This window comes from Rhizobium sp. BR 362, assembly GCF_036528765.1.
In the GTDB taxonomy this organism is placed as follows: Bacteria; Pseudomonadota; Alphaproteobacteria; order Rhizobiales; family Rhizobiaceae; genus Rhizobium.
Window position 1 is genome coordinate 107,120 of record NZ_JARWGH010000010.1, and the last position, 24,950, is coordinate 132,069.

Genomic DNA, 24,950 nt, shown 5'->3' on the forward strand with positions numbered 1-24,950 from the left:
TAATGAACACAACGTGGTTTGGGGTCGGATGGCACGCTCGACTATGTTGGAGTCGATTTCCACGCGACCGTCCGTCAAGAAGTGCTCCAGCGCCTCCCGGCATGTCAGGGCGTAGCGTATCGCCTCAGCGGTCTTGGACTTTCCGGAGACTTTGGAGAGTTCCTTCTCCCACAAGCGGAAGAGATCGGCGACGATGCCAGCGGACGTCTCCTGACGACGTGTGGCACGGGTTTCGGCATCACTGCCGCGGATCTCGTCCTCGACCTTCCAAAGTTCCGTCATCGCTGTAATCGTCGCTGTCGCAGCGTCATTAATGCCGCCGACATGCAGCTCGTAGAACTTTCGGCGTAAATGTGCCCAGCATCCGGCCAGCTTGATCGTTTCATTGCTGCCGGACTTGGCGCGCTCCTTGAGCATGCTGGTATAAGCCGAGTACCCATCCACTTGCAGGATGCCACTAAACCCGGCGAGATGACGCGCGACACACTTGCCACCCCTGCTGTCTTCGAAGCGATAGGCAACCATCGGCGGGCCAGACCCGCCAAACGGTCGGTCATCGCAAGCGTAGGCCCATAACCACGCCTTCATCGTTCTACCAGAGCCGGGGACCAGCGTCGGCAAGGTGGTCTCGTCTGCAAAAACCCTCTCTCCGGCTTTGATGCGTTCCAAGATGTAATCCGCCAGGATCCGCAGCTCGAAGCCCAGATGCCCCATCCATTGGGCCATCAAAGAGCGGCTGAGGACCACGCTTGTCGCGCAGATAGATCGCCTCCTGCCGGTAGAGCGGAAGACCATCGGCGTATTTCGACACGGCGATATAGGCCAGCAACCGTTCGCTCGGCAGCCCACCTTCGATGATATGCGCGGGTGCCAAAGCCTGCAGCACGCCGTCACGTTCGCGGAACGCATATTTCGGGCGGCGTGTCACGATGACCCTGAACTTCGGCGGTATGACATCAAGCCGCTCGGATCGGTCCTCGCCGATCAGAACCTTTTCCAAGCCTTGGCAGTCGTCGGGGATCTCCGGCTCAATCACTTCCTCGATGCGTTCGAGATGGGCGGCAAAACCTTTGCGAGGCCGGGCCTCCCTTTTTGGCCGCGCCTTGCCCACTTGGCCGAGTTCGCTATCAATCGCCGCAAGGCCAGTCTCGACCTCCTCAAAAGCGAAGTCTATCTGCTCGTCGTTTATCGCCAGCCGCAGTCGCTCGGAGCGCGTCCCGTTTTGGGCCCGCTGCAAAACCTTCAAGATCGCCGTCAAAGTGGTGATCCGCTCGTCGGCTTTCTGTTGGACAGCCTTCATTCGGGCAATTTCGGCGTCAGTCGCAGCCTTCTCTGCGTTCAAAGCGATGATCATCGCTTTCAGCGCATCGACGTCGTCAGGAAGGTCGGGACCGGGTAAAACCATGCGCGTAGTAGAGCATAGAATCAGCCGATTTCCCAACACTTACAGCAACATGATTCATCTTGCCGCACATCGTCATCAGCCGATCGAAAGTGGCCGCCGCACCTTGGCGGGGCGGATCTTTTTCCAATCCATTCCGGCCAGAAGCGCCATTAATTGCGCATGGTCGAGACGGACGCAGGCAGCAGACGGGACAGGCCAGCAGAAGCCATTTTCCTCGATTATTTTGGCGTAAAGGCAGACCCCACTGCCGTCCCACCAAACAATGCGGATCCGGTCTGCGCGTTTTGAGCGGAATACATAAAGAGCGCCGCTAAAGGGGTCGAGGCCGCCATCGCGAACCAGGGCCATCAGCGATGCAGCGCCTTTGCGGAAGTCGACCGGTTGGCACGACACATAGACCACGACACCCGAAGCGATCATGCTTGCCGTACCGCCCGGACAATGCCGCTTAGCAGCGCCGGATTGATCGAAGCGCTGACGCGAAGTGTCGTGTCGCCCACCTGGATCTCGACAGTGTCCGTCCGCACCGCCTCAAAACGAGTAAAGGCCTCTTCGTTTTCGGTTGCTTTCAGGCGCTGAACCGAACCAGATGCGAGGGCTACTCGCCGCCATCCAAAGAGCTGCGACGGGTCCATTCCATGGGCACGCGCCACCGCAGAGACATTAGCGCCAGGAGCGAGAGCTTGCTCCAGGATCAGAGCTTTCGCCTCATCTGACCACGACTTCGGTTTCCGCCGCGTTCGCACCGGCTCTGCCGTCAGAATTTCGAACGTACGATCATGATTCATATCTTCACTCATAGGGTTCCCAGCATGATTCATGCTGAAAATGAGCGATTTTCTATCTGGATGCTACGTGGGGTCGCCTATGCGCTTACCTTAATCCGTACGCCTTCGGCGTCTCAACACTGTCTACAATCAAGTCCGTCAAACCGATTCCGTGCGGTCTTTCGTATCCTTAAATCTTGTTTGACTTTTTGGACTTAATCTCGCCGCTTCAATCCCGTGTTGGTGACTATGAACGACATATCGCGAGAGTTCCTTCTTTCCATCGTTGCGCCTTGCCATAATGAGGAAGAGGGGCTGCGGGAATTTTGTCGGCGAGCGGTAGCGGCAGCGCGTAACATAGTCGGCGATGCCTTTGAGATCATTCTGGTGGACGACGGGTCAACGGACAGGACCTGGGACGTTATTGCCTCGCTTGCCGAAGAAGTCACGCAGGTGCTCGGCGTCCGGTTGATGCGCAATCATGGTCATCAGCTTGCTGCGACGGCCGGGCTTGCCGCATCGCGCGGCCAGCGTGTGCTTCTGATCGACGCCGATCTGCAGGATCCGCCGGAGCTATTGATGATGATGATGACCATCATGGATCGCGGCGCAGATGTCGTCTATGGGCAGCGCGCGCGCCGACAAGGGGAAAGCTGGTTCAAGCTCGCATCCGCTTCGCTCTTTTACCGCCTTTTGTCGCGACTGGCCTCTGTGACTATCCCCCGTGACGTGGGGGATTTCCGCCTGATGCGCCGCCGGATCGTCGATATCTTGCTGTCGATGCCCGAGCGTGATCGCTTTATTCGCGGAATGGTGAGCTGGATCGGTGGGCGGCAGGTAGCACTGCCTTATGAGCGCGACGCCCGGTTCGCTGGCGCCACAAAATATCCGCTGCGCAAGATGGTCAATTTCTCCATCGACGCTATTACCAGTTTTTCCACCGTGCCGCTGCGCATCAGTACATGGCTCGGCATGGTTACGGCGGCCGCCGCTATCGCGCTGTTGATCTATACGCTGGTGCGTTGGATCGAGAGCGAGACTATCGTTGGCTGGTCAAGCATTATAGCTGCGATCGCCGCTTTTAGCGCGATCCAGCTGATTTGCATCGGCATCATCGGCGAATATATCGGCCGCCTGGTTCAGGAGAACAAAAGGCGGCCGATGTTCGTGATCGAAAGTCTCATTCAAAATGGACATTCCATCGACCTTGCCAGCGATTTTGCCGATATGAATGCCACGGAAAAACGCCGGGCGCTTGAAGCTGCGCTGGCCGCGCAGATCGAAACTCTGCCGAATGCCGATTACTTGAAAATGCATCGATAATGTCACGTCTTGTGGAGCACACTTTGGATATTTCTACCGCGTCGGTACCAGCGGATTCCATGGCGAGAGATGTTAGTGACGAGTGTGTGATCGTCGAGCAGCGGCCGAATATCGCGATCGCGGCCTTTGTTGGCGTCGTAGCCGTTCTCGTCGCTGCATTCGAGTTTCCACCATTGTTGGATTATCCCAACCATTATGCGCGCATGTGGCTGCTCGCCGGCGGAATAACAGAGCAGCCGTTTCAGCAGATTTACGCGATCGATTGGAGTAGGACTTTCACCAATGCCGGCATCGACCTCCTAGCCTACTATCTCGGACCGCTGATTGGCGTTTCGTTTCTGGCAAGAATTCTGCTTTTTTTGGCGATCGTATTGCCGCCACTGGGGGCAATCGCGTTGCACCGGCGCCTTTTTCAAGGAGCGTTCTATTGGCAGGTTGCCATTCTCTATTTTGCGTGGTGCGCGACGCTGATCGGCGGCTTTATCAATTTTCAAATCGGTTTAGGAATGGCGTTGTTCTTTGCAACGGTCGATCATGCCTTGCAGCCAAGAAATTGGACAGCGTTGTTTCTCTGGCGCATCGCCGCGGGCCTGCTGCTGACGATTATGCATCTCTTCTCCCTTGGGTTTTATATCGCGATTCTCTGCGGCCTCGAGCTTTCCTCGACACTTGCGGCCTTGTCGTCGCGTGACTTGGTGCGTCGGTGCGCAAGACTGTCGATTGGGATTTTCGCCTCCGTGCTTCCAGCGCTGTGGCTGTTCGCCTATGCACCCGTGCTACCTAACAGTGGGAATGCCGGCTTCGGCGCAATATGGAACAATTCGCCTATCTTAATCCTGGCAAATTTCATGTCTGCGATCTGGACCTATGCGTCAACGGTTGACGTTTTGCTTTTGATTCCGTTGGTGCTTGTCTGTAGCAATGCGCTTCGCACGAGACGCCTTCAGGTGCATCGCGGCTTAGGGGTGACCGTGACGGGCCTGCTCATCCTCTCTTGCGTCTCGCCGCTCCATATCATGGGCACGGGGTGGATCAGCTGGCGCTTTCCGATTATGGCGGCGCTTGGGGCGATGGCGATGATCTGCCCTCTGCCGCAATTGCCACGCCGCGAAGCCTTAATGCTCGTTGCCGTTCTAAGTTGTGTGGTCTTTGGCAGAACGGTCTGGGTTGGTTTCAACTGGTGGTGTGGGCAGGCCGATGTCGCAAATATTCGCACGGTCCTTACCGCCATACCGAAAGGATCGGCAATCCTACCCATGGCCCATGAGCATCGAGACATTCACACCGGAATCGAGCATCGGCACTTCGCATGGAATGAGGACACTTTCCGGCACCTGCCGACGCTCGCAGTTCCTTTCGCCCATTCTTTCGTGCCTACGTTATTTACTGCCAAAGGCAAGCAGCCACTGGCGGTATTGCCGCCATGGACCGATATCGCCGTTCCAGAGGGCAACCTGCTTTCCGTCAGCGTGCTGGATTGTCCGGACTCGGTGGAAAGCTTCAGCGCTTTTGCGCCCTATTTGATAAATTGGCGGCAGCGCTTCGATTTCGTCCTTGTCGTCAATGCTGATCTGCCGGATCGTTATGGCGAATACAGCGTACCCGCCGGACTCAAGATTATCAGCGATACACCTTTTGCTAAGCTCTACGCGATCGACAAGGGCTTCATTTCGTCGGATGGTGCGGCATCACCAAAAGCCTGCCCGGACCCACTAGCCTAGGAAGATGATTGGAAGCGGTGGGAAGTTTCACCGCTTAGTGGGACAATTGGGACGACGAGACGCGTTCCCAATGCGCCTAACCCAACCTCGGGTAGGGGATCATTTCACCGCCAAATGCCAAACGTATTTTGCATATACTCAATACATCGCCGGTTCGCTTCTGTGCGACCGGCGCCTTCGATCGTCGCCTTATATAGAGACGAGATATCGTGTGCTTCCGTGGTTTCCGGCTCCTCGACACCTGCCGGTAGCCAAATGGAGATATTCTTCAAAGCGAGCATGCCGGACAGCCAAACGTCGTCAACGGCCCATATGACTTCAGGGATCGTGTAGGCAATATCGTCGAAGAATTCAGGGCGAATTACGGCTCCGCCCAAGCCTTGGAGAATGTCGACATACCCGCCTTTTGCTACAGGGCAACGCATTGGTCTTTGTGCTTCGCTACGCAAGACAATCGAACTGAATTTGTGCTTTAAGCGTTTGGCTCGGAGAGCGATATCTGTCTTGCCGCGACGGACCGCCCTTGGTCGCAGTGGCGAAGGCTTTCCGTCGCTTGCTGGGATATCTTTCCCGATTAGCGCGACGCATTCGCCTGGCCGCGAAAATTGTGCTGAAAAGAGGTCTTCTGACCGACGAGAAAATCTTATCATCGTCGCAAAACAAGATTTGCGCGGATTGATTGCGAAATTCCTTCGCGGCGAAGAGGACCTTCGACGCCGGCCCCATATCATCATCAGGCCGGAAGATTTTGATACCGGCAGGGACTGATGGCAAAAAACCGTCATATTCGGGAAAGCGCCGATACTTTTTCGGAATGTAGAGCCTCACTTCGTCAATCTGCCCCTTTTGTTGCAGCAGGCTGTTCAGAGTGGGTGCGAGCGTCGCGAACCGTGGCGGTATCGTAGAAAGCGTGATAATGCGCAAGGGATGCGGCCCTGAAATTAAAAAAATGGCGCAGCGTTATCTTCTGGTTAATTCCATTTCAGATTGCGAAAAGTCAAGGGGAACTACCCTGCTTTTCAGCGATTCACAGTGGAATTTCGCTCTTTGATTGCTGAATAAGTGAGAACCGGATAGTTGGCGATTCGTATGTTCAACCACCACCGGAGGCAAATGCGAGCGTTCTGGCGCCCGCCTAGAGGCAAAAAAAGACTAAAACGCCGCTTATCTCTTCCTGCTGGAGCGAGTCGAGGCTGGGTCCGCTTGGTTCATCCGATTTTGGCGGATCGCGGCGCCGCCGTTTGTTGTCGAAATAGGTGGCTTATCTTCTACGTCTAGCCAGCGAAGTGCTCATTCAAAGATTTGCGTTCGCGTCAATAGCAGCCCTTCGAAGGCGCTGAAGGATATTCACGCGGGCGACGCCGGACGCAGCGCGAGGCAAGCAGCTGAACAACAATCGGCAATGAGTCCTTTGTGATGAATGATCCCGATACAGCTGGTGGCATTTGCGGGCTAGCCACCTAAAAGTCGAGTTGGCCTCACACAAGAGACTTACGCGCCGCGAAGGCCCGCACTGTTCATGCCGTCCAGATACTCTAGGTTCGTGGTCAAAATCCGCGAGGGAGACAATCCCGTTGGCTACGAGCATTAATCCGACGGTTGGATTAGTTGCAGGGCTTCCAGAGATCCCGTCTGGCCATAAGCGATGAGCCGCTCCCTTATTCTCCGAGCAACCGCCTCAAAAACGGGGAAGCGCTGAAGATGCTTTTCATCGATCCAAGCTGCGGCCATCTCTTCCCCAGGAGGCAGAAAATCGAGAGGCTCACCATTTTTGATCTCTTGCAGGTGGCCATCCAAGCCCACCGGTGTCAGCATGAAGCCGGTCCCGGCGTGCATTAAGACCCGGTCCAACCAGAATTCATAAGCGTCGCGCTCGATTTTCATTTGCTCTAAGTCAGTCATTTCTATCTCAAGCCCACTCCAAAAGAATCGATCACATTTGTGTAGTCGAGTAGGAGAACTGCCATATGCGTTCGACGGGGCTTGCACTATAGACAAAGGTCTTAACAGCTGTCGTCTCTAGGCAAGGTCGGGGCTGATGGAAATTCAGTTTAATTCCGCTTCAAGGGCCAAAGGCATGTTCCAACATTTCCAATAGAAGTTCTGGTGAGCTCAGGAATCCGTTGGCCACGAAGCCGACGAATCCTAACGCATTGCTCCAATAAGCCGATGCCTCTCCCAGCTAAAGTGAGTTCTCCAAGCGTCGCCGCAAGCGCCTACCACAACCCGTACCACTTAACGGAGCATCTTAACAACGGCTCAGCATCCTTGTTTCTTGCATGTCTTCAACGATTGCATGCGAGACGCTGCCGTTAACCGGCAGCATGTTCTTCGGAATACAATCAATGTCAGCGCCGATGGCATCGTCATCGAGAGCTATTTCATTGTCACTCAAACACTTCACGTCCAAAAGCGGAAGAATTTCAATCCCTCATAGATGAGGAAGCGATCAAAGGCAAAGAAATCGGTAAGCTCGTATACCGCGCTCCAGAGAGCTTTGCTTACCGAATGGGAAGTGATCATCATCAGCAGGAGGATGCTCAGCATTGGGGTAATTTGATTAGCCTGCATTTGCATGTCACGCGGAAGGTATGGCTGCAGGATGCCAAAACCATCTAGGCCCGGAATGGGAAGAAGATTCAAGTCGACCGCAGAAGCCTGCAAAGCGACCAAAAGTGCGACTGTCTGCCAAAAACGGGAATCGTTGTCTGCCAATCCGAAGAGGAGGGGGATCGAGAGGATTAGAAGGAACACTAGGTTTGCCAATGGTCAGGCAGCAGATACGAAAGCCCGCCAACGCTTACTCCGTGATCAATGGACACCGCGCCGCCCGGAAGACCGATCCTGCCTAGTAAAAGATAAAGCAGGGGGAGGGCGAAACTCAACAGTGGCTGCGTGTAAGCCAGTAATTCGGGACTGAGATATCCCTTTGCAGCAACACTTCGATCTCCTCCCCAATATGCCGAAAGCGCATGGGCGCCCTCATGTAAGCATAGCGAAACAATCCAGCCGGTTAAAACGAACACGAAGACCGCCACCGGCAAATCAACGCCAGCCAGCAAAAAGACCGACTCCCGTCCCGAGAAAGATAATGAAGGTGGCCAGGAAATTGGTGCTCAAATCCCATAATCGTGGAAAACGGGAATAAATTATCTTTGGTTGCATCAAATAGTTTTCCGATATTCAACGGACGTCATCATCGGCGACGCTAACTGCTGATGGCATCAGGGCTACGTCGAGTAGCGGCGGCGAGTTCTGCTGTTTTCAGATCATGCGGGCACCAAAGAAGTGAGCACGCCGCGATCAATGTGGACCATTGCCATCAGTAGCTTGTTTGCGAATGAACGGGATCCGGAAAGAGAGACCAGTGTAGCCGACAGCTCAGAATACTTTGCATGTCACGGCGTGAAACTGCCTGACAGAAAACGTGCACAGTGAAATCATCCGCATACCTTTCTTATGAACGCTATGGCCGCTATTCTATAAACTCGTCATAATGAGGGGAGAACTGAAACATGGATTACTATGTAATGCTTGCTGTTTGCGTTGCGACCGGGTCGTTTGTTTTCACGATTATTAATATCCTGTAGGGGTCTGCGCGCGTTTATCCGCCTTATTCTTGCAATTCGCGAAAGGTTAATAAAGAGAATCTTGTCTAAATAGTTCAACTCTTGGTCTAAACGGATCGGTCGGCTAACTCAGGGTGCCACTCTTATTATTAAACGGTCGATCAGATATTCAGCGACGATGCGATGCCGTCCTTGTGCGCAGTGAGCACGCAATATCAACGTGACGAAGGTCATTGCTGCTCGATCCGTCCTTCTCTGGCCATTTCGGCGACGCGATGCTGCGGCGAGGCAAACATTGAATGCCAGCGGCCCAATCGCTTTGGAGTGGGAACATTGCCACAAATGAGCGACAAAAATTACGACTGAATATCTCAGGTGAGCGTCTTAGGCCCCCATTCCACAGTGGCCTAGATGGCCGAGACCACGGAATTCAATGGTCAAAAATATGCGCTACACATTTTCGGCCCGGATCTCATCCCCACCGTGCGTGTGCTTGGTTACCTGTTGAATGTCTTCATGTCAGGTCGCCTAGTGCAGGCCGCAGGAAAAACACCGGAGGCCCGCAAAGCCAAAAACCTTCGCCAACGTGTTCAACATCACTGTTTTTGGATAATAGGATGGAAAAGGTTCCGTATTTGGCCAGTCTAAACGGGCGTTTCTTTGCGAGGGTGATGATCCCGAGGCGATTGCGGCACCGCCATTTTGGCGGTGCCGCGGAGTTGAGGCGAGCTTTGGGCGGTGATCGAGACGAGGCGATAAAACGTCTGCCCGCTGTACTCGACGAATTCCGAAAAAAAATCCTACTGGCGCGGCAAAGCGACGCCGTAAAAACCGGACTGGAAAAGATTCCGTATTTGCTCAATCGAGAGGGACGCTTCTTTGCGCGGGTAAAGATTCCAAAATCTTTGCGCTATGACCATTTTGCTGGGGCTACCGAACTGCGACAGGCTCTGGGCGGGGACAGAGATGAGGCGATAAAGCTTCTGCCTGCAGTTCTCGATGAATGGCAAGAGAGAATCAAACTGGCCAAGCAGCGCCGCGCCGACTGTCCGCTCCCTCGGGGCGATTGCGATACCAAACCGTTGGCCCAGATAATCGCGCGAGACTATCTTGCGCAGCTCAAGGCAGATGAGCAATTGCGCAGCCGTGCATTGTCGGATTGGGAGGATGCAGCCTTTGACGACGGCGATGAAAAGATCTGCAACCTGCTTCAGCAGAAGGGACGCTTTTATGCAAGGATCAAGATACCACTGTATTTGCGCGAGGATCACTTCGGTGGGGCACGCGAACTCAAACGGCCCCTGGGGGGTGACCGAAAGCGCGCAATAAGGCTTCTGCCCTCAGTGCTGCAAGAGTTGCGTGAAAAGATCGATCTGGTTCGGCACGGTGGAGACGGGGCCCTCGGACCAGCCGGGGCACGCCATCCCAAGTCCTTAGCCTCCATAGTCGCCGCCGACTATTTGGTGCAAATCAAAGCCGATTTGGAACTGCGGGGCGGTGCAGTCCTATTGTCGGATAGCGCTCCCTCTCTCGATCGAGACCTTTGGATGCGCGGCTATGTGGGCCTTTTGAACGACGAGGAGCTACGGCGCCTTGTTGGCAATCGGATCGAAATTGCCAGACGTCAAGGTTGGCATGTCTGCGAATTCGGTTCACTTGAATGGCGGAATCTTGCGCGGGGCCTTTGTGTTTCGAGCTACGAGGTCATGGCTCGGCAGGATGAGCGCAATCGGAGTATTTTCGACGGAAAGCCGGATCATCCGCTCTTGAAGAAAGGCATCGCGAGAGTCCTCAGAACAAGAAGGCCGCCGACAAGAACCTTGACCTTTGACCAGATTATCGACGCCGAAATCAAATATAGAGGTATGGGGCGCGATCCTCGGCGCCTTGCCTTCTATACGGTGGACAAGTTTCGCAATCATGCGCGCGAGTTCGCATTATTCCGCAACTCGGACAATGCGCTCACCGTAACGGCTAAGGAAGCAATTCTATGGCGTCATCAATTGTTGTCGACAAAATCGCTGGCGAACGGGACCGTCAAGCAGAAGATTCAGAATATTAAGACGATACTCAATTGGGCTCGGTATCACGAGCCTGGTGTCGTCTTTCCTCACGGCAATCCATTGGCGGGAGTGAGGGGGCCGCGATCAATTCGCCAACCCTCTCATCTTAAAACGTATACTCTCGACGAGGCGACAACAATCTTACGCGCGGCGCGCCTTGAAAGAGAACCGATTTTTCGGTGGATACCATTCCTATGCGCCTATTCCGGCATGAGGATCGGGGAGGCGGCTTTCCTTGAAAAGGAAGACTTCTTTCAGCATCTTGATCGGTGGTATTGGCGGGTTTCAACCATCGGGGGCCGGTCGTTAAAGACCGCATCCAGCCAGCGGCGTATACCGGTGCATCCGGCGCTCATCGCAGAAGGATTCATGGACTTTGTTTTCGCGATAACGAAGGGACCATTGTTCTATAAGAGACGCAGTAAAGCGGATAGAATCAGGCCCTCTTTGGCGACGTGGGTTCGATCACTGATTCCTTATCTGTCCCGCCCAGATCTTCGGCCGAATCATGGATGGCGCCACCTGTTCGAGGACCTATGTCGTCGTGATTTGATAGACGAGGATGCGCGGGCCTATATCCTTGGGCGAAGCGTTGGAGCGAGCAGAGAGCTCTATGGACGTTCTGATATCATGCTGCCGGGATTGGCTGTGGCAATGGATCAGGTCAGGCCTTTCGAGATTTGAGAAGGAGTACATTTAGGCAAATAATATCATCTGCCAAATACAACCCGTTGACTGGCAAATTGAGTCGACTGGTCACTCGCCGACCGTGGCGGACGACGAATTGTGGCAGCTTTCATCTTTTGCGGGTTCTGACACACGGCTCTCAGGAAACAAGACACGGAGATCAAGACCTCCCCTGCGTCAGGTCGAAGAACTTTCACGAGGTCGACCTTGCGGCAAGGTGAAATTACGCTTCGCTGGTGGTAGCTGAGAGATTGTCGATGAGACGCCGTCTCTTATTGTCAAGCGAAGTAAAGATTTGACCCCTTGGGCGAAACGAAGCACTGGCCCGCTTCATCGATTTGTCGTTTCGTTTGTTTCAGGCATCGGTCCGGCTTTCTGGAAGGCCGACCGCCGCCTTTCACGAAGCCTGTAGCTGTCATCTCGGATGGTGATCACCACCGTATGGTGGAATAGGCGCTCTAAGATTGCCGTGGCCACGATGGGTGGTCACCAAAGACGCGCCCGCATTCTCCCACAGAGCGGTTAAAGGTGATTAAGATTGCTCCTTTTTCATACGTCGACAGATCAACGGCAAGACGGATCTTCCCTGTTCCGGTTGGTCCCAGGAGTAGGACAGTGTCACCGTGAGCGATCCAGCGGTACGTAGCCAATTCTCCGATCTGTCCCTGATCAAGCGATGACCGCGCCTCGAAGTCAAGCCTTCGAGTTCACGTACGAAGGGGCCCCTGCACCAGTTTGCTCGACATAGAGATGCGCTGCTGGTCGCGTCGGACAATTTCTCGAGACACCAAAAATGCCAGTGCCTCGCGAAGAGTTATCGGCGAGCAAGCTGATTTCAGTGGCGAATGCCGAGAAGCATGCTGGCCAGCCGGGATAGATTGCTGGACACTCGCGACTGTTCGGATGTGGGTGAATAACGCTTTGGCGAGGGACGGCGGCTAGGCTCCCCCCGTTTGATCAGGTCTACGACGAATTCTACGCGAGCTTCATTAATGATCTCGATATCGGCGTTAATGATGCCTAATGCCGCCGCACGCGTTATCGCCTCCTCGAAACTGCTCGGGGTCCACACTGTGCAATGAACATCGATATATTGGCGTTCATTATAGACGAACTCGGCAAAATTTACCGCCTCAGCGTCAGTGTAGGCCCTGACGGTATTGATCGGTCGATCCTCATCATCAAAGCCGGCGTGGAGACGATCGTCCAGGCAGCTGGACAAGAAATCGCAAACCTGCATAGAGGTGGGTACTGCAGGTCGTTCAAGCCAATATGAAATGAGTTGCGCAAAGGTTGTGACCGGCCTGAGATAATCATTTGTGTGACGCCTGTCGGGCAACATGAGGCGCAATTGCGCCCCTACCTTTAGAGTCTCGAGGATTTCGTTTAGCCAGCCGATGGGGTTTGGAACGTGCTCCATTACATGGCTTGCGAGAGCATAATCATAGCACGCATTTGTCGGCGCGCACTCCTTCAATGGAACGCCCGGCGTCCAGACGAAGTCTATTTTTGGGATCTCGCGGCCGGCAGCGGAAGGGTTTTCTACCGCTTTTGCCGCTATCTCCTCATTGCTAATGTAGTCGGTATAGACGACGTTGAATTCAGAGCGGCGCAAAGTCGGATTGAAATACGGGGCGACTTCCAAGCCAATTCCAGCTGTGTTTAGTCGCTGAAGGCGTCTGGCGTAATCCATATGAGGATCCTCCATGAGAACGACCCAACCCAGTTTGGTCGGTTCGCAACTGACGTTTGAGTCGGCGAGCACTATTATCAACTGTTGACCACAAAAAAACAACCAGCAGCACTCAGACGCCCTACTTAAAAAGGACAACTACGGGTCGCATGAAATTCTTCACGGCGCTGCGCAACTCCGTGTTCGGCGGTCAAAACGTAAGCATTCGGCGAGGGCCGCAGGTTCAGGCTTTTTTGCGTGAACGACGTTTCCACTTGGCGGCTAGCGCATCGACGCTTTTGCGAAGGTTGCCGGCATCGACTGCGGTTGGATCGTAGTCGGCGTTGCCCCACCATTCGAGAAGCTCGTGGTGACGCTCGTGGTTTTTGTTGACAAGCGCTTCGCGGAATTCCTCATATCCCCACGGGCCGCCGACGTCCTCTGGCGGGCAACGCCCGACGGCATCGAGGAGGAAAGGATCATTGAAGTCGGCAACAACTGGAAAGGTCTTTTCGATCTTGACGCTGTGCGTCCAGCCATCGCCGAAGTCATAGAGATACTTGAACGATCTCGCACCGATATCTTCGATGGCGGAAAGAAGTGTTGCTTTGCGCGCGTCGATGGGCTCGTCAAAGCCTCCATCGGGAATGCCGAAGCCGACGTCACGGATGCGGAATTCGTAGAGATGAGTGTTGGTCCAGCCGAAGGCGGCCTGAAGAACCTCATGAAGCCGATCAAAGCGAATGCGGAACGGCACGACGACACGCCGCATCACCAGGGGTTCGACGTCATCGAGCGTGACTTTCAAGCGGACGAGAGAGGCAGCTATTATGCCGCCTGCGGCAGAGGTGTCGTCACGGTATTCGTCCAGTTCCAGGGAAGGAGTTCATCGATCCGGTTTACCGGATGATCGGCGATCCGGGCAAGGACGTCGGCAAGCCAGGCCTGCGGATCAATGCGGTTCATTTTCGCCGTGACGATCAAGCTGTACATGGCGGCAGCCCGCTGACCACCGCGATCTGAGCCGGCGAACAGCCATGCTTTTCTTCCCAAAGCAACACCACGCAGCGAACGCTCCGCACAATTATTCGACAGGCAGATACGACCATCGTCGAGGAACCGGGTAAAGGATTCCCAGCGGTTCAGCATGTAGTCGAAGGCCTTAGCCAGATCGTTGTCGCGAGACAGCTTGGCACGTTGATCGCGCACCCAGATTTCCATTTCGTTGATCAACGGCCTGCTGAACTGCTCACGGGTTGCCTGTCGCTCATCCGCAGTTCGGCCATTGATCTGGCGTTCGATCTCGAACAGCGCATCGATCCGCTGCACCATCTTGAGAGCGATCGGCGAGATCACGGCGGCGCTTTTGCCCTGCGCCTTTCGACGCGCATTGGCTTCCAGATCGGCCAGGGCGAAGAACGGTCGCCTTGCGTGTGCCCAGCTTGCGTCAGGGCAAGCCCTGGAAAGGAGAATGGAATGTAGAACCTGAAACCTTTCGAAGTCATCCAGAGGGTTCGACCCCCTCCCGGTAAAGGCGCAGCCCGCCAGCCGGAAGCGAGTCTTGCATGGGCGACGGCAACGTCGTTCGTGAAGCGTAGACAGCGGATGCTGAAGCCTTGGGGTAGCCCCGAAATCATGTAGTTGCTGAGAGCCTTCGGTCTGTTGGGTCCGGGGGCAGCACTGCCAGGACCGTCACAGGCGAGGTCCAGGCAGCTCGGCCGGGGTCTTGGAGCAGGGCAAAGGCAAAGGAGGGATGACCAGGGAACCTGAGAGATCCCGCTTGCGCCCACGGGCGAGAATGCCGGAACAAGGAACCCCGGCTGACCATGGTTCCAGGCCCGGGTTGCATCCTCCGCGCCGCTCGGGAGCGCCTTGGCGATCACGAATGATGGAGGAGCGCGTGGAACCTGCGACCGAAATCATAAGGAAGCAGGTCTGCGTGAGCGGGAAGTCGTAGCGCCCTCATAGTAGCAGCGATGTCGGGGAACCGGGCTCACCGGGACCCGACGGAGCGTAGGGGGGCGTCATGTGTAGAGAACCGTTGACCTGAAACATGGGAGGGGACACTGAACCCCACAAACCTGTCTACGAACCGACAACGGATAGCCAAACTGGCGAAGACGAAACGGGGGGTGGCGCTATGCTCGCTCCACCATGTCATCGACTTGGAATGGATGAAGGAGGCCTACCGGCTCACCCGCAAGGATGGTGCCACCGGCATCGACGGCGTCACAGCGGCGGACTACGAAGTGAACCTTGAGGCCAGACTTCTGGACCTTTTGGGGCGCATCAAGTCCGGTCGATATCGTGCGCCGCCCGTCCGGCGCGCATACATTCCCAAGGCGGATGGGTCGCAACGGATGCTCGGCATTCCGACCTTTGAAGACAAGGTAGCGCAACGTGCCATCACGATGGTGCTGGAGGCCATATATGAGGAGGAGTTCTATCCCTGCTCTTACGGCTTCCGACCGGGTCGTTCCGCCCATCAAGCGCTCCACGCATTGCGGGGCGAGGTGTGGGGCAAGCGGCTCTATTGGGTCATCGATATCGACATACGTAAGTATTTCGACACGATCCCACACTCTCAACTCCGAGCGTTCCTCGACCAGCGAGTGACGGACGGCATCATCCGACGGATGATCGACAAATGGCTGGCAGCGGGCGCCGTTGAAAACGGTGTCCTGCGCCGAATGACCATGGGCTCCCCGCAAGGAGGTGTGATCTCACCCTGCCTCTCGAACATCTTTCTGCACCATGTGTTGGATGATTGGTTCGAGACGGAGGTCCGACCACGGCTCCGCGGGACTTGCACCCTTGCACGGTATGCTGACGACGCTGTGATGGCTTTCGACAATATCGTCGATGCCCAACGGGTCATGGCAGTGCTGGGCAAGCGTCTTGAACGGTTTGGGCTAACACTCCACCCCGACAAGACACGCCTCATCGACTTTCGCCCGCGAAAGACGGAGCGGACACGACATCCTGAAACGGATGCGGCCAACTTCGACTTTCTTGGCCTGACCCACGTGTGGGGACGGTCGCGAAGAGGGAAAGACATGGTGATGCAAATTACGGCCAAGGGCCGTTTTGCTCGAGGACTGGCTGCGGTCAGTGGTCGCCCGTGAAGAACAACGATTAGCCGATTACCGGGGTTGCGTTTGAAGCTTGGAATATTGGGTCTAACCGTTTGGATAGAGCCAGAGCTGCCCAGATGATAGCCAAGCAAAACCTGATCCATACGAGGATGCGGCGGAAGTTATAGCCCACGGCTGCAAGGACGGCGTTGACGGCGTCGCCGGTGATTCCAGCGAGATGATTGCGGCCCATGCGGTGGTCTTCCTTTAAGTGTCCAATGACGGGTTCGATGGCGGAACGTCTTCGCATCTGGCGCTTGATGTGTTCAGTCATCCCGCGTTTCTGGCCGGCGGTATAGACCTTGAAGCGGTGGGTCTGCGGAGCGTTGTGGCCTTTGTAACCGGCATCGGCGATGATGCGGGAAAGCGTTGCGCCGACCTGGGCCTCGATTGCCGGTATGACGGTTTCGAGCGTGTGGCCGTCATAGGGTTTGCCGGGCAGCGCCTGAATGTGAGTGACGAACTGGCCGCCTTTCGATCGGTTGATTGTCGTTGCGACGGAGACCTTGACACCGAACTCGTAAGGCTTGTGGGCCTTACCCTTGCCAATACATTCGACCTCCGGGGCGTGCAGGCTGAAGACGCGAAGATCGGCGTCCTTGGGCAGGCCCTTGACGCGGTTGAGATTGCGGTTTCCAGCATGGATCCGTCTGGCCAGCATCAGTTCGTGGGCGACCGCCGCCTCAAGTTCTGTGTCGCCCTTTGCCTTGCGCACCATGTCGCGAATGACCCGGCCGAGATAGGTCTTGAGCGTTCTCAGCGCTTTACCTGCCCGCTTGAACTGCTTGGCGTGCGCGTATCTCTGGTGTTTGATGAGGGCGATCTTACCGACCCGTGCATAGGATTGGCGAAGTTCGATCCCAAGCGTGTTGGCCAACCGCACCAGCCGCTCGCGCGAGCGATGCATCAACCGGGCATCGGTCGGATAGGCCACGGCCTTTGGCTGCACGGTCGTATCGACAATCGCCGACGTGAAGTCGACGGGCTTGGCCGCGCCTGTGCGAACCGCCGAGGCAAGACTTTCCTGAAGCAAGGCGTTCAGTTTCTCCTCGCCCATCCTTTGCCGCCAGCGCGTCATCGACGAACGGTCGAACGGCAAGTCATGGCGGAAGAACTCCTCGCCGCAGAACAGTTGGTAATAGGGATTTTCCACCCACCGCTCGCACAAGGCCTCGTCGGATAGGTCGTGCATCGATTTGAGGATGGCAAGCCCCGCCATCAACCGGGTTGGCAGCGGTGGATGGCCGGGTGCATCTGTATAGACCGCCCCGCAGCGCTCTTCCAAAAACCGCCAATCGATCGCCCGACCGAGCCGCGCCAGTGCGTGTTTCATATCGACGATCTGATCGAGCCTTGCCCGGAAAAGATCATTCTGCCCGCTGTCCCGCCGCTCCTTCGGAAGCATTCCAACGCTCCATGAAATCACCCTCTCAACAGAGAGAATCACGTTTTTTCTTGCAGCGCAATTTGCAAGTTTCTCCAAACGAGAACCGTCCAAACTTGCAAAGATCAATACTTCAAAACTCTGGATAAGAACGCCAATTCAATGCGTTACGCGTACTTCACTGGCGACTCAGTGACTGGTGCCGACGAAATCGGCATTGGTCGATCCGCGATCAGCATCGCCACCTATCCTCTATGCTGCGGGGCCACTTCGCCTACTATGGTATTGGTGGAAATAGTCGGCGTTTGCGATGGTTCGCTCATCAGGTCGTTAGGATATGGCAGAAATGGCTGTCGCGTCGAGATCGCCAGAGTGTTGTCCGGTGGACACGCCTCAACGAGATCCTCAAACGACATCCGCTGCCGCCAGTCAGGATCATCCATAAGTTCGCCACCGTCAGCCAAACTCTACTGTGAGGAACCGGATGCGGGAAATCCGCTCGTCCGGGTCTGTGAGGGGTGGGAATGGTAACGTCCCCACCTACTCGGCACGCTGCCTCATGGATCGGCCCCGGACTTCGATCAGGAAGATAGAGCTGCGTATAGCCGCTGTAGGCATCCGCCTGAAGGATGCCGCTATAGGTGGCCAGGTGCGCTTGAGGATGTTCGCCGGCTCGATCCCGCGAATAATAGAACATCGCCGATGGTGGCGCCGTTCCGCCGAACGGGGCGTCATCACGAACATACGACCAAACGCGGCCCGTGGCAGTCTTGCCGGCGGCCAGGACCGGAACCGTGGTATCGTCGCCATGAACTCGCTCGGCCGCAAAAGTATGGGCTTCGATCCGTCTCAGCAGAGGGTCGAGGACATGGCAACAGGACCCGATCGCATCAGCCACTGTCGACAAGCTGATCGGCACACCTTCCAACGCAAAGCGTTCGACTTGACGATTGAGTGGAATGTGCTGGCCGAACTTGTCGCAAAGGATCATCGCCAACAGGCTCGGCCCCGCCCAACCCCTCGGGATGACATGAAAGGGTGCAGGCGCCTGACTGATCTTCTCGCACTCGCGGCAACTGAACTTTTCTCGTACCGTCTGAATGACCTTCCAGCTGCGCGGAACGCTTTCCATCGTCTCGGTGATGTCCTCGCCGAGCTTGCGCAGCCGCTCGCTGCCACAACAGGTGCAAGCGACTGGACCCGGCACGAGAACACGTTCACGCTGCGGGTTTCACAAAGTTCGGGACAAGGATTTCAGTAAGTCGCGGACACTGATTTCAGTAAGTCCGGGACAGCGATTTCGGTAAGTCGCGGACAAGATATGCGGCGGATTTAGATCGATTTTCGTGAGCGCCGATCTGGCAATTTGTCCTCGTGTTTTAAGCGAGGACATGATGCCCAGACGGAAGCAAGCGAGACATACTGACGTGAAGGACATCCGATCGATACTGCGGCTGACGTTTGAGCAGGAATTGTCGATACGTGCCGTTTCTGAACGGCTGAAGATGAGCAAGACGTCGGTCTCGACGTATTTGCTGCGGGCTCGAGAAGCCGGGCTTGCCGTGTGGCCGCTGCCACCTGGCCTGGACGACGACGAAGTTCTCGAGCAGCGACTATTCCGCCGGATGGGACGACCTCCGCGCGACACCGATGAGCCGAATTGGCCGAAGATTGCCAGCGAACTGAAGCGCAAAGGCGTGACGCTGAATTTGCTGTGGCAAGAATACCGTGAGACCCATCCGGACGGATATGGCTACACCTGGTTTTGCTGCCGCTTTGCCGAATATGAAAGCCGCGTCAAACCCACCTATCGCAGCCGGCATGTTGCTGGTGTTGCGATGGAATGTGATTATGCCGGCCATACGATTCCGATCGTCGACCCGCTGACGGGCGAGATCCACGCGGCGCAGATTTACGTTGCGGTACTGAGCGCGTCGCAATTGACGTTCGCCTACGCGAGCCTCAGTCAAAAGCTGCCTGATTGGATCGAGGCAAACCAACGGGCCTTCAGTTACTTCGGGGGCGTGACGAAGACAACGATCTGCGACAACCTCAGATCTGCCGTGGCAAAAGCTCTCTGGTTCGAGCCGACGTTGAATGCGACGTTTGCCGCCTTTGCCGAGCATTACGACACAACAGTGGTCCCAGCACGACCGGGTCGTCCGCGTGACAAGGAGCAGACATCACGATGCACCTTGTTGGGTTTGTTGAGCGTCAATTAGCCGGGGCTGGCGGCCACCATAGCGACCGCCGACGCCTTTTGCGAGTCTGACGTTGCCCGGTGGCTCATAGAGGTACCGGTGGTTGGTAGCGTAGCGGTGGCGCTTTAGAACGCCAGCGCGTCCGAGTTGGTGGACGGTTGTGGCGCTGACGCCAAGTTGACGAGCCACTTCCTCGCCGGTGAGCATGCCGCTCTCGCGCAACCGTTCGCACCGGGTCTTCAAGCCGTAGGCTCGACGAACGATCATGACCTTCTTCAACGTAAAAGGCTCACCGCGCCAGTTGCGATGCCCGAGTGCGTTGAGACGGCTGGCAATCCGCTGGTCGTTGTCGGTCTCCAGCAGTTCGTTGATCAACGCTACGACCGCTTCCGGGGTCTTGCGGATCACGGCCATGGGCCGAGGACGAGCGACTGCCAGACTTTGCGTGCGACCTCCGCGCCAGCGTATGTGCATGTTGATCTGCTCGTCGACTAGCAGTGTCACGTCTTCGATGAGGAGGCCAAGCATGCGTTTACGTTCGACTGCGCTTGTACGTTCGTTGTTCCAGACGCGAGGAAAATCGGCGGCCAGCGCTCGGATCCGTTCCTGTGCAGCGCCGTCCAGCAATGACTGGTCTGTCTCGTTTTGACGCTCATGTTCGCGCTGAAGCGCATCGAGGTCGCGTAGCTTGCCATTCCAGTCCGCTTCGAGTGCGTCGGCAACCAAGCGGTTGTCAGGATCGACCTTCAGATAGCGGCGGCGTGCGAGTTCAGCCTCATACCGGGCGCGCTGCAACTGCTTGTCGCGCAGCGAGGCGGCTTGCTCGACACGTCGCGAGATCTCCTGCTGCACCGCCAGCGCGACCTCTATCGCCGTCGGCGCCATTGCTTCGAGCAGCAATGCGCTGACCGCTTCATCGATCGCAGGCCCTCTTGCCCATTGGCAGGTCTTTCCAGCGTGACGAACGACGGCCTCGTTGCAGACGTAATAGGGACGAAGCTTGTCCTGGAACTGTTCATAGTGGACCCGCATGCGGGCGCCGCATCGACCGCACAAAACTCGGCCTTGCAACAAGCCACTGCCCTGGCGAGGCATACGACCCCGCAGGCCCGGAGAAAAACCGACTGCATTTTGTTCCAGGCTTGTTTGATTACGCTCGAACTCATCCCACGAGATATAGCCTTCGTGGGCCTGAGGGATGAGCACCGGCCAGTCGGACCTCGGCATCTTCTGCTGTACGGACTTGAGCTTGGCATTGTAGACAGTGCGTGTGCGTCCGTACGCGAAAGCGCCAGCGTATCGGGGATTGTGCAAAATCTGAAGCAGACGGGAGTGGTCGATCTCGCTCCAAAGGACATCGCCCTTGCCGATGCCGCGCCGGATGCGCCGAGGAAACAGGATCTTCTCGCTGCGCAGGCGGCGCACAACCGCGCAGGCTGATCCCGCCTCCCGGAAGGTATCGAACAGCATGCGCACCGTATCCTGAATCTGGCGATCTGGATCGAGCACCACGCGCATATCAGGCGTGTAAACCAGTCCGATCGGCAACGGTAACTCGAGCTCGCCACGACGCGCTTTATTAAGAATGCCGCCTTGCAGTCGAGACTTCAGGATGTGGAGTTCGGCCTCACTCATCGTGCCCTTCAATCCGAGCAACATACGATCGTTGAACGACGCCGCGTCGTAAACGCCATCTTCATCCATGATGAGCGTGCGTGACATGGCGGCCAATTCCAGAAGGCGATGCCAGTCAGCATTGTTGCGAGCCAGGCGAGATACTTCCAATCCCAGCACGATCCCCGCGTGCCCCATTGCGACCTCGCTCACCAGGCGCTGGAAGCCGTCGCGGTCCTGCGACTGCGCGCCGGAAAGGCCGAGGTCGTTGTCGATAACGTGGACGCGCTCAATCGGCCAACCCAGCGCCACCGCGCGGTCCCGCAATGCATATTGCCGCTTCGTGCTCTCGGTGTTCTCGAACACCTGACGAAGGGAGGATTGGCGGACGTAGAGAAATGCATCGCGCCGCAGGTGATCGGCGCTAATCTTCATGGCATTATCAGTAGACATGGCTTCCTCCTGTCTCTGCTGCCAGCACCATATTGGCGAGCATGTGCACGAGCTGGCGATCGTGCGCGACCACTGAAGTTGTCTTGGGCCGAGGCGCCGACTGCTGTCGCGCTATCGTGGACTGCTCTGGCGTGATCAGCACTGCCAGGCCGCGCCACAGTCCGTGAAAGACGATGGCGCCCATCCGCCTCGCGCAAGCCGTGCCGCAAACAACATCGGCGCGGAGCGCTTCGTAAATCTCCTTACCGTTCGACGGCATGGTGATTGCGTGCGTCCGCCCGTCATCGTTTTTTTTTACGCGCCACCGCGCGTTCGATACTGCGAGGATGGACGCTGATGCCCAGTCTCGAATGCACCAGTTCCGCCAGCGAACGGGCCTGCAGTTCACCGTTCGCATCGAGATGCTCCTCGACGAGACGCATGACCTCGCCGGTAAGCTTGTGGGCTGACTTCGGCCCGCGGGTGCGCGGCAAGAGGCCGGCCATGCCATCGCGCTCGAACGCGGCCTCCGCTTGATAGTAGGTCTGCCGAGACAGCCCGAAAAGCGCGGCCGCATCGGCTTTGTTGGTGCCGTCTTGGCGGGCGTGACGAAGCATCTCGTACTTCACTTGCACGAGATCGAGCGGATCGAAGAAACCTGCTTCTCGGAACCAGGGGGCGCGGACGCCCTCGGGTCTGGGGTTGAGAGCGCCCATCTGGCGCAGGCGATCGGGCTTGCTTTCTTTGGTCATAGGCGCCTCCTGAGTGTAACGTAAAATATGCCGCTATCGACTTGCGTGTCAATTGAATTATATCGAGCGAGTAGCCAAAACATTTGCATTATCATGACACTTCACATAAGAAGGCCGTCGCAAACATCGCGGGAGCGGCATAATTATCTTGACATTCGCGGCGTAATTTACTTGACGCATCGTCACTCTCCATGGCGACGCTTGATGTGAGCAATCAATGAAGCCAGCGCCGACAGATCGTCTGGGCGCGAGAAGGACCGTCCTGCGGCTATCTGGCGAAATGCGTCGATCTCATCGACATCCGTCCACGAGGCCGGCAGCGAACGCAGTCGTCCTTGAACATCGTAGAACATGACGCGATCTTCGCCCCAGTTCTGCTTGCGCGTCGCCAGGACGAAACGCCGGCCGCGCCACGGATGAAAGGGATGCGTTACTTCAAACTCTATGCGCGCTTGTCCATCAACACGAACTGCAGTCCTGGACTTGAAGGAAACCATCCGCCGAGGGTTCGGTATTGATCGTCGAGAGATGGGTTCTGGCCAGACTTCGAAATGACCGCTTCTTCAGCCTTGCCGATCTCAATGCACGGATCACCTCTTTGATTGAGGATCTCAATAATCGCACGATGCGCCGCTACGGCAAATCCGGCGTGCTTTGTTCGACGAGGTTGAACGCAACCAACTCAAGCCACTGCCCGCTACACCATTCGAATATGCGGAGTGGAAAGTCGCGAAGGTTCATCCCGATTACCACGTCGAAGTCGACAAGACCTTTTATTCCGTTCCGCACGGTCTGATCGGCCGGCGAGTCGATGTCAGGCTGACGTATCGCGCTGTCGAGATCTTCGTTGATCACAAACGCGTTGCCAGCCATATCCGCAGCTCTCAGCGCTCCGGCCATATTACCGTCAATGAGCATATGCCGAAGGCGCACCAGCGCTATGCAAACACGACACCCCACACATTGCGCAAGGAAGCGGCAAAAGGTCGGGAACAATACAGCGATCTTCATCGAGCGTTTGCTGAGCGACCGCCCGCATCCCGAGCAAGGCTACCGATCTGCGCAAGGGGTTCTTTCCCTGGCGCGACGCTACAAATCCGAGCGCCTGGAACTGTTGACGGGCCGTTTGCGTGTGAAGCCGACGACAGCAATCGGAGCAGCCGCAGCGACCGCCATCTCGGCAGCCAGCTCATCCTCTGTGGCGGCGGCCTCGGCGTCCTCCAGCATCAGTTCCATCTGCGCAATCAGCCGAGAGGTTCGTTCCGATTTCTGGCCACGCAATTGTCTTTGAAGCTTTTCGATACGCACTTTTTGGCGAAGAATGATGGCCTGATCTTCGGCTTCCTTTGCCTTGGCGACCGCAAGTTCGGCCAACGCAGCCGCTCGTTCCGCACGTGCGACGACCAGCTCTGCCTCAAGAGCAGCAGCATAATCGGGATGATGTTCCGAGCCGGTTTCCATGCTCGAAATGAATCACAAAACCACTGATTTGCATAGCTTTTCGTCGGAATTCAAACCGCAAATCCCGACAAAATATACGCTATCCGGCGCTCGTCGGACGCCACGTCTGTTGTGGATTTCGCCAGTCAATTCCCTCAAGCAGATAGGACATCTGCCCGGCTGTGAGGGCAATAGCACCGTCCACTGTCGCAGGCCAAATGAAGTGGCCGCGGTCGAGCCGTTTCGCATAAAGCGATAGCCCGACACCGTCGTGCCAAAGGGCCTTAATCAATCGACCACTTCTCCCGCGGAACACAAAAACGTCGCCCTGGAACGGATTGCGGCCGAGCCCCTCTTGCACGAGGAGAGCCAAGCCATGCATGCCCTTGCGCATGTCGCAGTGGCCGCTCGCGATCCACACCTTTACTCCGGAACTGATCGGAATCATTTGAGCGCTCGCATGACTGCGGCCGCAAGTTCGGATGGCGTCGCAGAGCCAATTCTCACCTTCACGCCTGTCGGGAAGTCCACGAACATGGTCGGCTCGACCGCATCACGGCTGGCAGAGTCAACAAGCTTGGCCGGCACAAAGGCGGGCTCGGCCTGCTGGACCAAAACCTGCCGTCGCCATGTGTAAATCAGGCCAGTCGAAACCTCGAAGCGACGTGCAACTTCGGAAACCACCGCGCCCGGCGCGAAAGCCTCCGCCAGTATCTGCGAGCGATCTTCCAATGACCATCGCCGCCGCCGCTCTGGTCCCGTTAGCAAAATTGCATGTCCCATGAA

General features: G+C 56.4%; 22 protein-coding genes and 6 pseudogenes. 6 read left to right on the plus strand and 22 right to left on the minus strand.

Annotation, left to right across the window (positions count from 1 at the left end; all coding sequences use genetic code 11):
- Positions 1–15 precede the first annotated feature (15 nt).
- The 3 genes and pseudogenes from tnpC (QDY28_RS15890) to QDY28_RS15900 form a co-directional block, all read right to left on the minus strand.
- Positions 16–1,405, minus strand: a pseudogene (gene tnpC / locus QDY28_RS15890) (IS66 family transposase); the annotation flags it as partial.
- A gap of 75 nt (positions 1,406–1,480) precedes the next feature.
- A complete protein-coding gene (gene tnpB / locus QDY28_RS15895; protein ID WP_331382639.1) occupies positions 1,481–1,825 on the minus strand; it encodes an IS66 family insertion sequence element accessory protein TnpB in 345 nt (114 codons plus the stop codon).
- Positions 1,822–2,193 (minus strand): transposase, encoded by a 372-nt coding sequence (locus QDY28_RS15900; RefSeq protein ID WP_331382640.1) that lies wholly within the window; start codon positions 2,191–2,193, stop codon positions 1,822–1,824. The genes tnpB (QDY28_RS15895) and QDY28_RS15900 overlap by 4 nt, the downstream gene beginning before the upstream one ends.
- Positions 2,194–2,421: 228 nt before the next feature.
- On the opposite strand from QDY28_RS15900, the gene QDY28_RS15905 reads away from it, so the two are divergent.
- Both QDY28_RS15905 and QDY28_RS15910 read left to right on the plus strand, forming a co-directional pair.
- Positions 2,422–3,495, plus strand: a complete 1,074-nt coding sequence (locus tag QDY28_RS15905) for a glycosyltransferase family 2 protein (RefSeq protein WP_442967532.1) — start codon at positions 2,422–2,424, stop codon at positions 3,493–3,495.
- A 59-nt stretch (positions 3,496–3,554) separates the two neighbouring features.
- Positions 3,555–5,216, plus strand: coding sequence for a hypothetical protein (locus QDY28_RS15910; protein ID WP_331382680.1), 1,662 nt, complete (start codon positions 3,555–3,557; stop codon positions 5,214–5,216).
- Positions 5,217–5,320: 104 nt separating this feature from the next.
- Here QDY28_RS15910 and QDY28_RS15915 read toward each other — a convergent pair whose 3' ends face one another.
- The 5 genes from QDY28_RS15915 to QDY28_RS15935 all read right to left on the minus strand — a co-directional run bounded on the left by QDY28_RS15915 (position 5,321) and on the right by QDY28_RS15935 (position 8,278).
- Positions 5,321–5,641, minus strand: a complete 321-nt coding sequence (locus QDY28_RS15915; protein ID WP_331382641.1) for a hypothetical protein — start codon at positions 5,639–5,641, stop codon at positions 5,321–5,323.
- A 16-nt stretch (positions 5,642–5,657) separates the two neighbouring features.
- Entirely contained in the window at positions 5,658–6,140 is a 483-nt protein-coding gene (locus tag QDY28_RS15920) for a hypothetical protein (RefSeq protein WP_331382642.1), read from the minus strand.
- 663 nt (positions 6,141–6,803) lie between these two features.
- Positions 6,804–7,118, minus strand: a complete 315-nt coding sequence (locus QDY28_RS15925; protein ID WP_331382643.1) for a hypothetical protein — start codon at positions 7,116–7,118, stop codon at positions 6,804–6,806.
- Between the two features lie 498 nt (positions 7,119–7,616).
- Entirely contained in the window at positions 7,617–7,970 is a 354-nt protein-coding gene (locus tag QDY28_RS15930; protein WP_331382644.1) for a hypothetical protein, read from the minus strand.
- Positions 7,970–8,278 (minus strand): hypothetical protein, encoded by a 309-nt coding sequence (locus QDY28_RS15935; protein WP_331382645.1) that lies wholly within the window; start codon positions 8,276–8,278, stop codon positions 7,970–7,972. Before QDY28_RS15935 ends, QDY28_RS15930 begins: the two co-directional genes overlap by 1 nt.
- A gap of 1,124 nt (positions 8,279–9,402) precedes the next feature.
- On the opposite strand from QDY28_RS15935, the gene QDY28_RS15940 reads away from it, so the two are divergent.
- Positions 9,403–11,532, plus strand: a complete 2,130-nt coding sequence (locus tag QDY28_RS15940; protein WP_331382646.1) for an integrase — start codon at positions 9,403–9,405, stop codon at positions 11,530–11,532.
- Positions 11,533–11,865: 333 nt separating this feature from the next.
- Here the strand turns inward: QDY28_RS15940 and QDY28_RS31015 are convergent, their stop codons facing one another.
- From QDY28_RS31015 to tnpC (QDY28_RS15960), 5 genes and pseudogenes are all read right to left on the minus strand, one after another.
- Positions 11,866–12,012 carry an ATP-binding protein gene (locus QDY28_RS31015; RefSeq protein ID WP_442967533.1) on the minus strand — a complete coding sequence of 49 codons (147 nt, stop codon included), beginning with the start codon at positions 12,010–12,012 and terminating at the stop codon, positions 11,866–11,868.
- On the minus strand, positions 11,994–12,185 hold the full coding sequence (locus QDY28_RS15945; RefSeq protein WP_331382647.1) for a hypothetical protein: 192 nt from the start codon (positions 12,183–12,185) through the stop codon (positions 11,994–11,996). The genes QDY28_RS31015 and QDY28_RS15945 overlap by 19 nt, the downstream gene beginning before the upstream one ends.
- A 185-nt stretch (positions 12,186–12,370) precedes the next feature.
- Positions 12,371–13,228, minus strand: a complete 858-nt coding sequence (locus QDY28_RS15950; protein ID WP_331382648.1) for a methyltransferase domain-containing protein — start codon at positions 13,226–13,228, stop codon at positions 12,371–12,373.
- Positions 13,229–13,451: 223 nt separating this feature from the next.
- On the minus strand, positions 13,452–14,036 hold the full coding sequence (locus QDY28_RS15955; RefSeq protein ID WP_331382681.1) for a plasmid pRiA4b ORF-3 family protein: 585 nt from the start codon (positions 14,034–14,036) through the stop codon (positions 13,452–13,454).
- Positions 14,036–14,713, minus strand: a pseudogene (tnpC, locus tag QDY28_RS15960) (IS66 family transposase); the annotation flags it as partial. The gene QDY28_RS15955 and the pseudogene tnpC (QDY28_RS15960), both read right to left, overlap by 1 nt.
- Before the next feature lie 668 nt (positions 14,714–15,381).
- Here tnpC (QDY28_RS15960) and ltrA point away from each other — a divergent pair.
- Complete coding sequence (ltrA, locus tag QDY28_RS15965) at positions 15,382–16,332, plus strand: group II intron reverse transcriptase/maturase (protein ID WP_331382683.1); 951 nt, start codon at positions 15,382–15,384, stop codon at positions 16,330–16,332.
- 10 nt (positions 16,333–16,342) lie between these two features.
- Here ltrA and QDY28_RS15970 read toward each other — a convergent pair whose 3' ends face one another.
- Positions 16,343–17,746 carry an IS5 family transposase gene (locus QDY28_RS15970; protein WP_331382649.1) on the minus strand — a complete coding sequence of 468 codons (1,404 nt, stop codon included), beginning with the start codon at positions 17,744–17,746 and terminating at the stop codon, positions 16,343–16,345.
- A 526-nt stretch (positions 17,747–18,272) separates the two neighbouring features.
- Positions 18,273–18,947: pseudogene (tnpC, locus tag QDY28_RS15975) on the minus strand (IS66 family transposase); the annotation flags it as partial.
- 172 nt (positions 18,948–19,119) lie between these two features.
- Between tnpC (QDY28_RS15975) and istA the strand changes: the two are divergent.
- Positions 19,120–19,926: pseudogene (gene istA / locus QDY28_RS15980) on the plus strand (IS21 family transposase); the annotation flags it as partial.
- Here istA and QDY28_RS15985 read toward each other — a convergent pair.
- The 4 genes from QDY28_RS15985 to QDY28_RS16000 all read right to left on the minus strand — a co-directional run bounded on the left by QDY28_RS15985 (position 19,909) and on the right by QDY28_RS16000 (position 23,221).
- Entirely contained in the window at positions 19,909–21,993 is a 2,085-nt protein-coding gene (locus QDY28_RS15985) for a recombinase family protein (RefSeq protein WP_331382650.1), read from the minus strand. The pseudogene istA and the gene QDY28_RS15985 sit on opposite strands and share 18 nt — an antisense overlap.
- Entirely contained in the window at positions 21,983–22,252 is a 270-nt protein-coding gene (locus tag QDY28_RS15990; RefSeq protein WP_331382651.1) for a hypothetical protein, read from the minus strand. Before QDY28_RS15990 ends, QDY28_RS15985 begins: the two co-directional genes overlap by 11 nt.
- Before the next feature lie 22 nt (positions 22,253–22,274).
- Positions 22,275–22,724, minus strand: a complete 450-nt coding sequence (locus QDY28_RS15995) for a helix-turn-helix domain-containing protein (RefSeq protein WP_113217456.1) — start codon at positions 22,722–22,724, stop codon at positions 22,275–22,277.
- Between the two features lie 182 nt (positions 22,725–22,906).
- Positions 22,907–23,221, minus strand: coding sequence for a DUF5372 family protein (locus QDY28_RS16000; RefSeq protein WP_331382652.1), 315 nt, complete (start codon positions 23,219–23,221; stop codon positions 22,907–22,909).
- Between QDY28_RS16000 and QDY28_RS16005 the strand changes: the two are divergent.
- Positions 23,215–23,931, plus strand: a pseudogene (locus QDY28_RS16005) (Mu transposase domain-containing protein); the annotation flags it as partial. The gene QDY28_RS16000 and the pseudogene QDY28_RS16005 overlap by 7 nt on opposite strands.
- On the opposite strand, the pseudogene QDY28_RS16010 reads toward QDY28_RS16005, so the two are convergent.
- From QDY28_RS16010 to tnpA, 3 genes and pseudogenes are all read right to left on the minus strand, one after another.
- Positions 23,841–24,185 (minus strand): annotated as a pseudogene (locus QDY28_RS16010) (IS66 family transposase); the annotation flags it as partial. The pseudogenes QDY28_RS16005 and QDY28_RS16010 overlap by 91 nt on opposite strands.
- A gap of 79 nt (positions 24,186–24,264) precedes the next feature.
- A complete protein-coding gene (gene tnpB / locus QDY28_RS16015) occupies positions 24,265–24,612 on the minus strand; it encodes an IS66 family insertion sequence element accessory protein TnpB (RefSeq protein ID WP_184806410.1) in 348 nt (115 codons plus the stop codon).
- On the minus strand, positions 24,609–24,947 hold the full coding sequence (gene tnpA / locus QDY28_RS16020) for an IS66-like element accessory protein TnpA (protein ID WP_184806413.1): 339 nt from the start codon (positions 24,945–24,947) through the stop codon (positions 24,609–24,611). The genes tnpB (QDY28_RS16015) and tnpA overlap by 4 nt, the downstream gene beginning before the upstream one ends.
- Positions 24,948–24,950: the final 3 nt, after the last annotated feature.

Coding starts and splice junctions, on each gene's coding strand:
- QDY28_RS15990 (WP_331382651.1), bottom strand. CDS start 22,252: ATGCCGTCGAACGGTAAGGAGATTTACGAAGCGCTCCGCGCCGATGTT.
- QDY28_RS15970 (WP_331382649.1), bottom strand. CDS start 17,746: ATGCTTCCGAAGGAGCGGCGGGACAGCGGGCAGAATGATCTTTTCCGG.
- QDY28_RS15950 (WP_331382648.1), bottom strand. CDS start 13,228: ATGGATTACGCCAGACGCCTTCAGCGACTAAACACAGCTGGAATTGGC.
- QDY28_RS15995 (WP_113217456.1), bottom strand. CDS start 22,724: ATGACCAAAGAAAGCAAGCCCGATCGCCTGCGCCAGATGGGCGCTCTC.
- QDY28_RS16000 (WP_331382652.1), bottom strand. CDS start 23,221: ATGGTTTCCTTCAAGTCCAGGACTGCAGTTCGTGTTGATGGACAAGCG.
- QDY28_RS15925 (WP_331382643.1), bottom strand. CDS start 7,118: ATGACTGACTTAGAGCAAATGAAAATCGAGCGCGACGCTTATGAATTC.
- tnpB (WP_184806410.1), bottom strand. CDS start 24,612: ATGATTCCGATCAGTTCCGGAGTAAAGGTGTGGATCGCGAGCGGCCAC.
- tnpB (WP_331382639.1), bottom strand. CDS start 1,825: ATGATCGCTTCGGGTGTCGTGGTCTATGTGTCGTGCCAACCGGTCGAC.
- QDY28_RS15915 (WP_331382641.1), bottom strand. CDS start 5,641: ATGCGTTGCCCTGTAGCAAAAGGCGGGTATGTCGACATTCTCCAAGGC.
- QDY28_RS15985 (WP_331382650.1), bottom strand. CDS start 21,993: ATGTCTACTGATAATGCCATGAAGATTAGCGCCGATCACCTGCGGCGC.
- QDY28_RS15900 (WP_331382640.1), bottom strand. CDS start 2,193: ATGAATCATGATCGTACGTTCGAAATTCTGACGGCAGAGCCGGTGCGA.
- QDY28_RS15910 (WP_331382680.1), top strand. CDS start 3,555: ATGGCGAGAGATGTTAGTGACGAGTGTGTGATCGTCGAGCAGCGGCCG.
- QDY28_RS15940 (WP_331382646.1), top strand. CDS start 9,403: ATGGAAAAGGTTCCGTATTTGGCCAGTCTAAACGGGCGTTTCTTTGCG.
- ltrA (WP_331382683.1), top strand. CDS start 15,382: ATGAAGGAGGCCTACCGGCTCACCCGCAAGGATGGTGCCACCGGCATC.
- tnpA (WP_184806413.1), bottom strand. CDS start 24,947: ATGGGACATGCAATTTTGCTAACGGGACCAGAGCGGCGGCGGCGATGG.
- QDY28_RS15905 (WP_442967532.1), top strand. CDS start 2,422: ATGAACGACATATCGCGAGAGTTCCTTCTTTCCATCGTTGCGCCTTGC.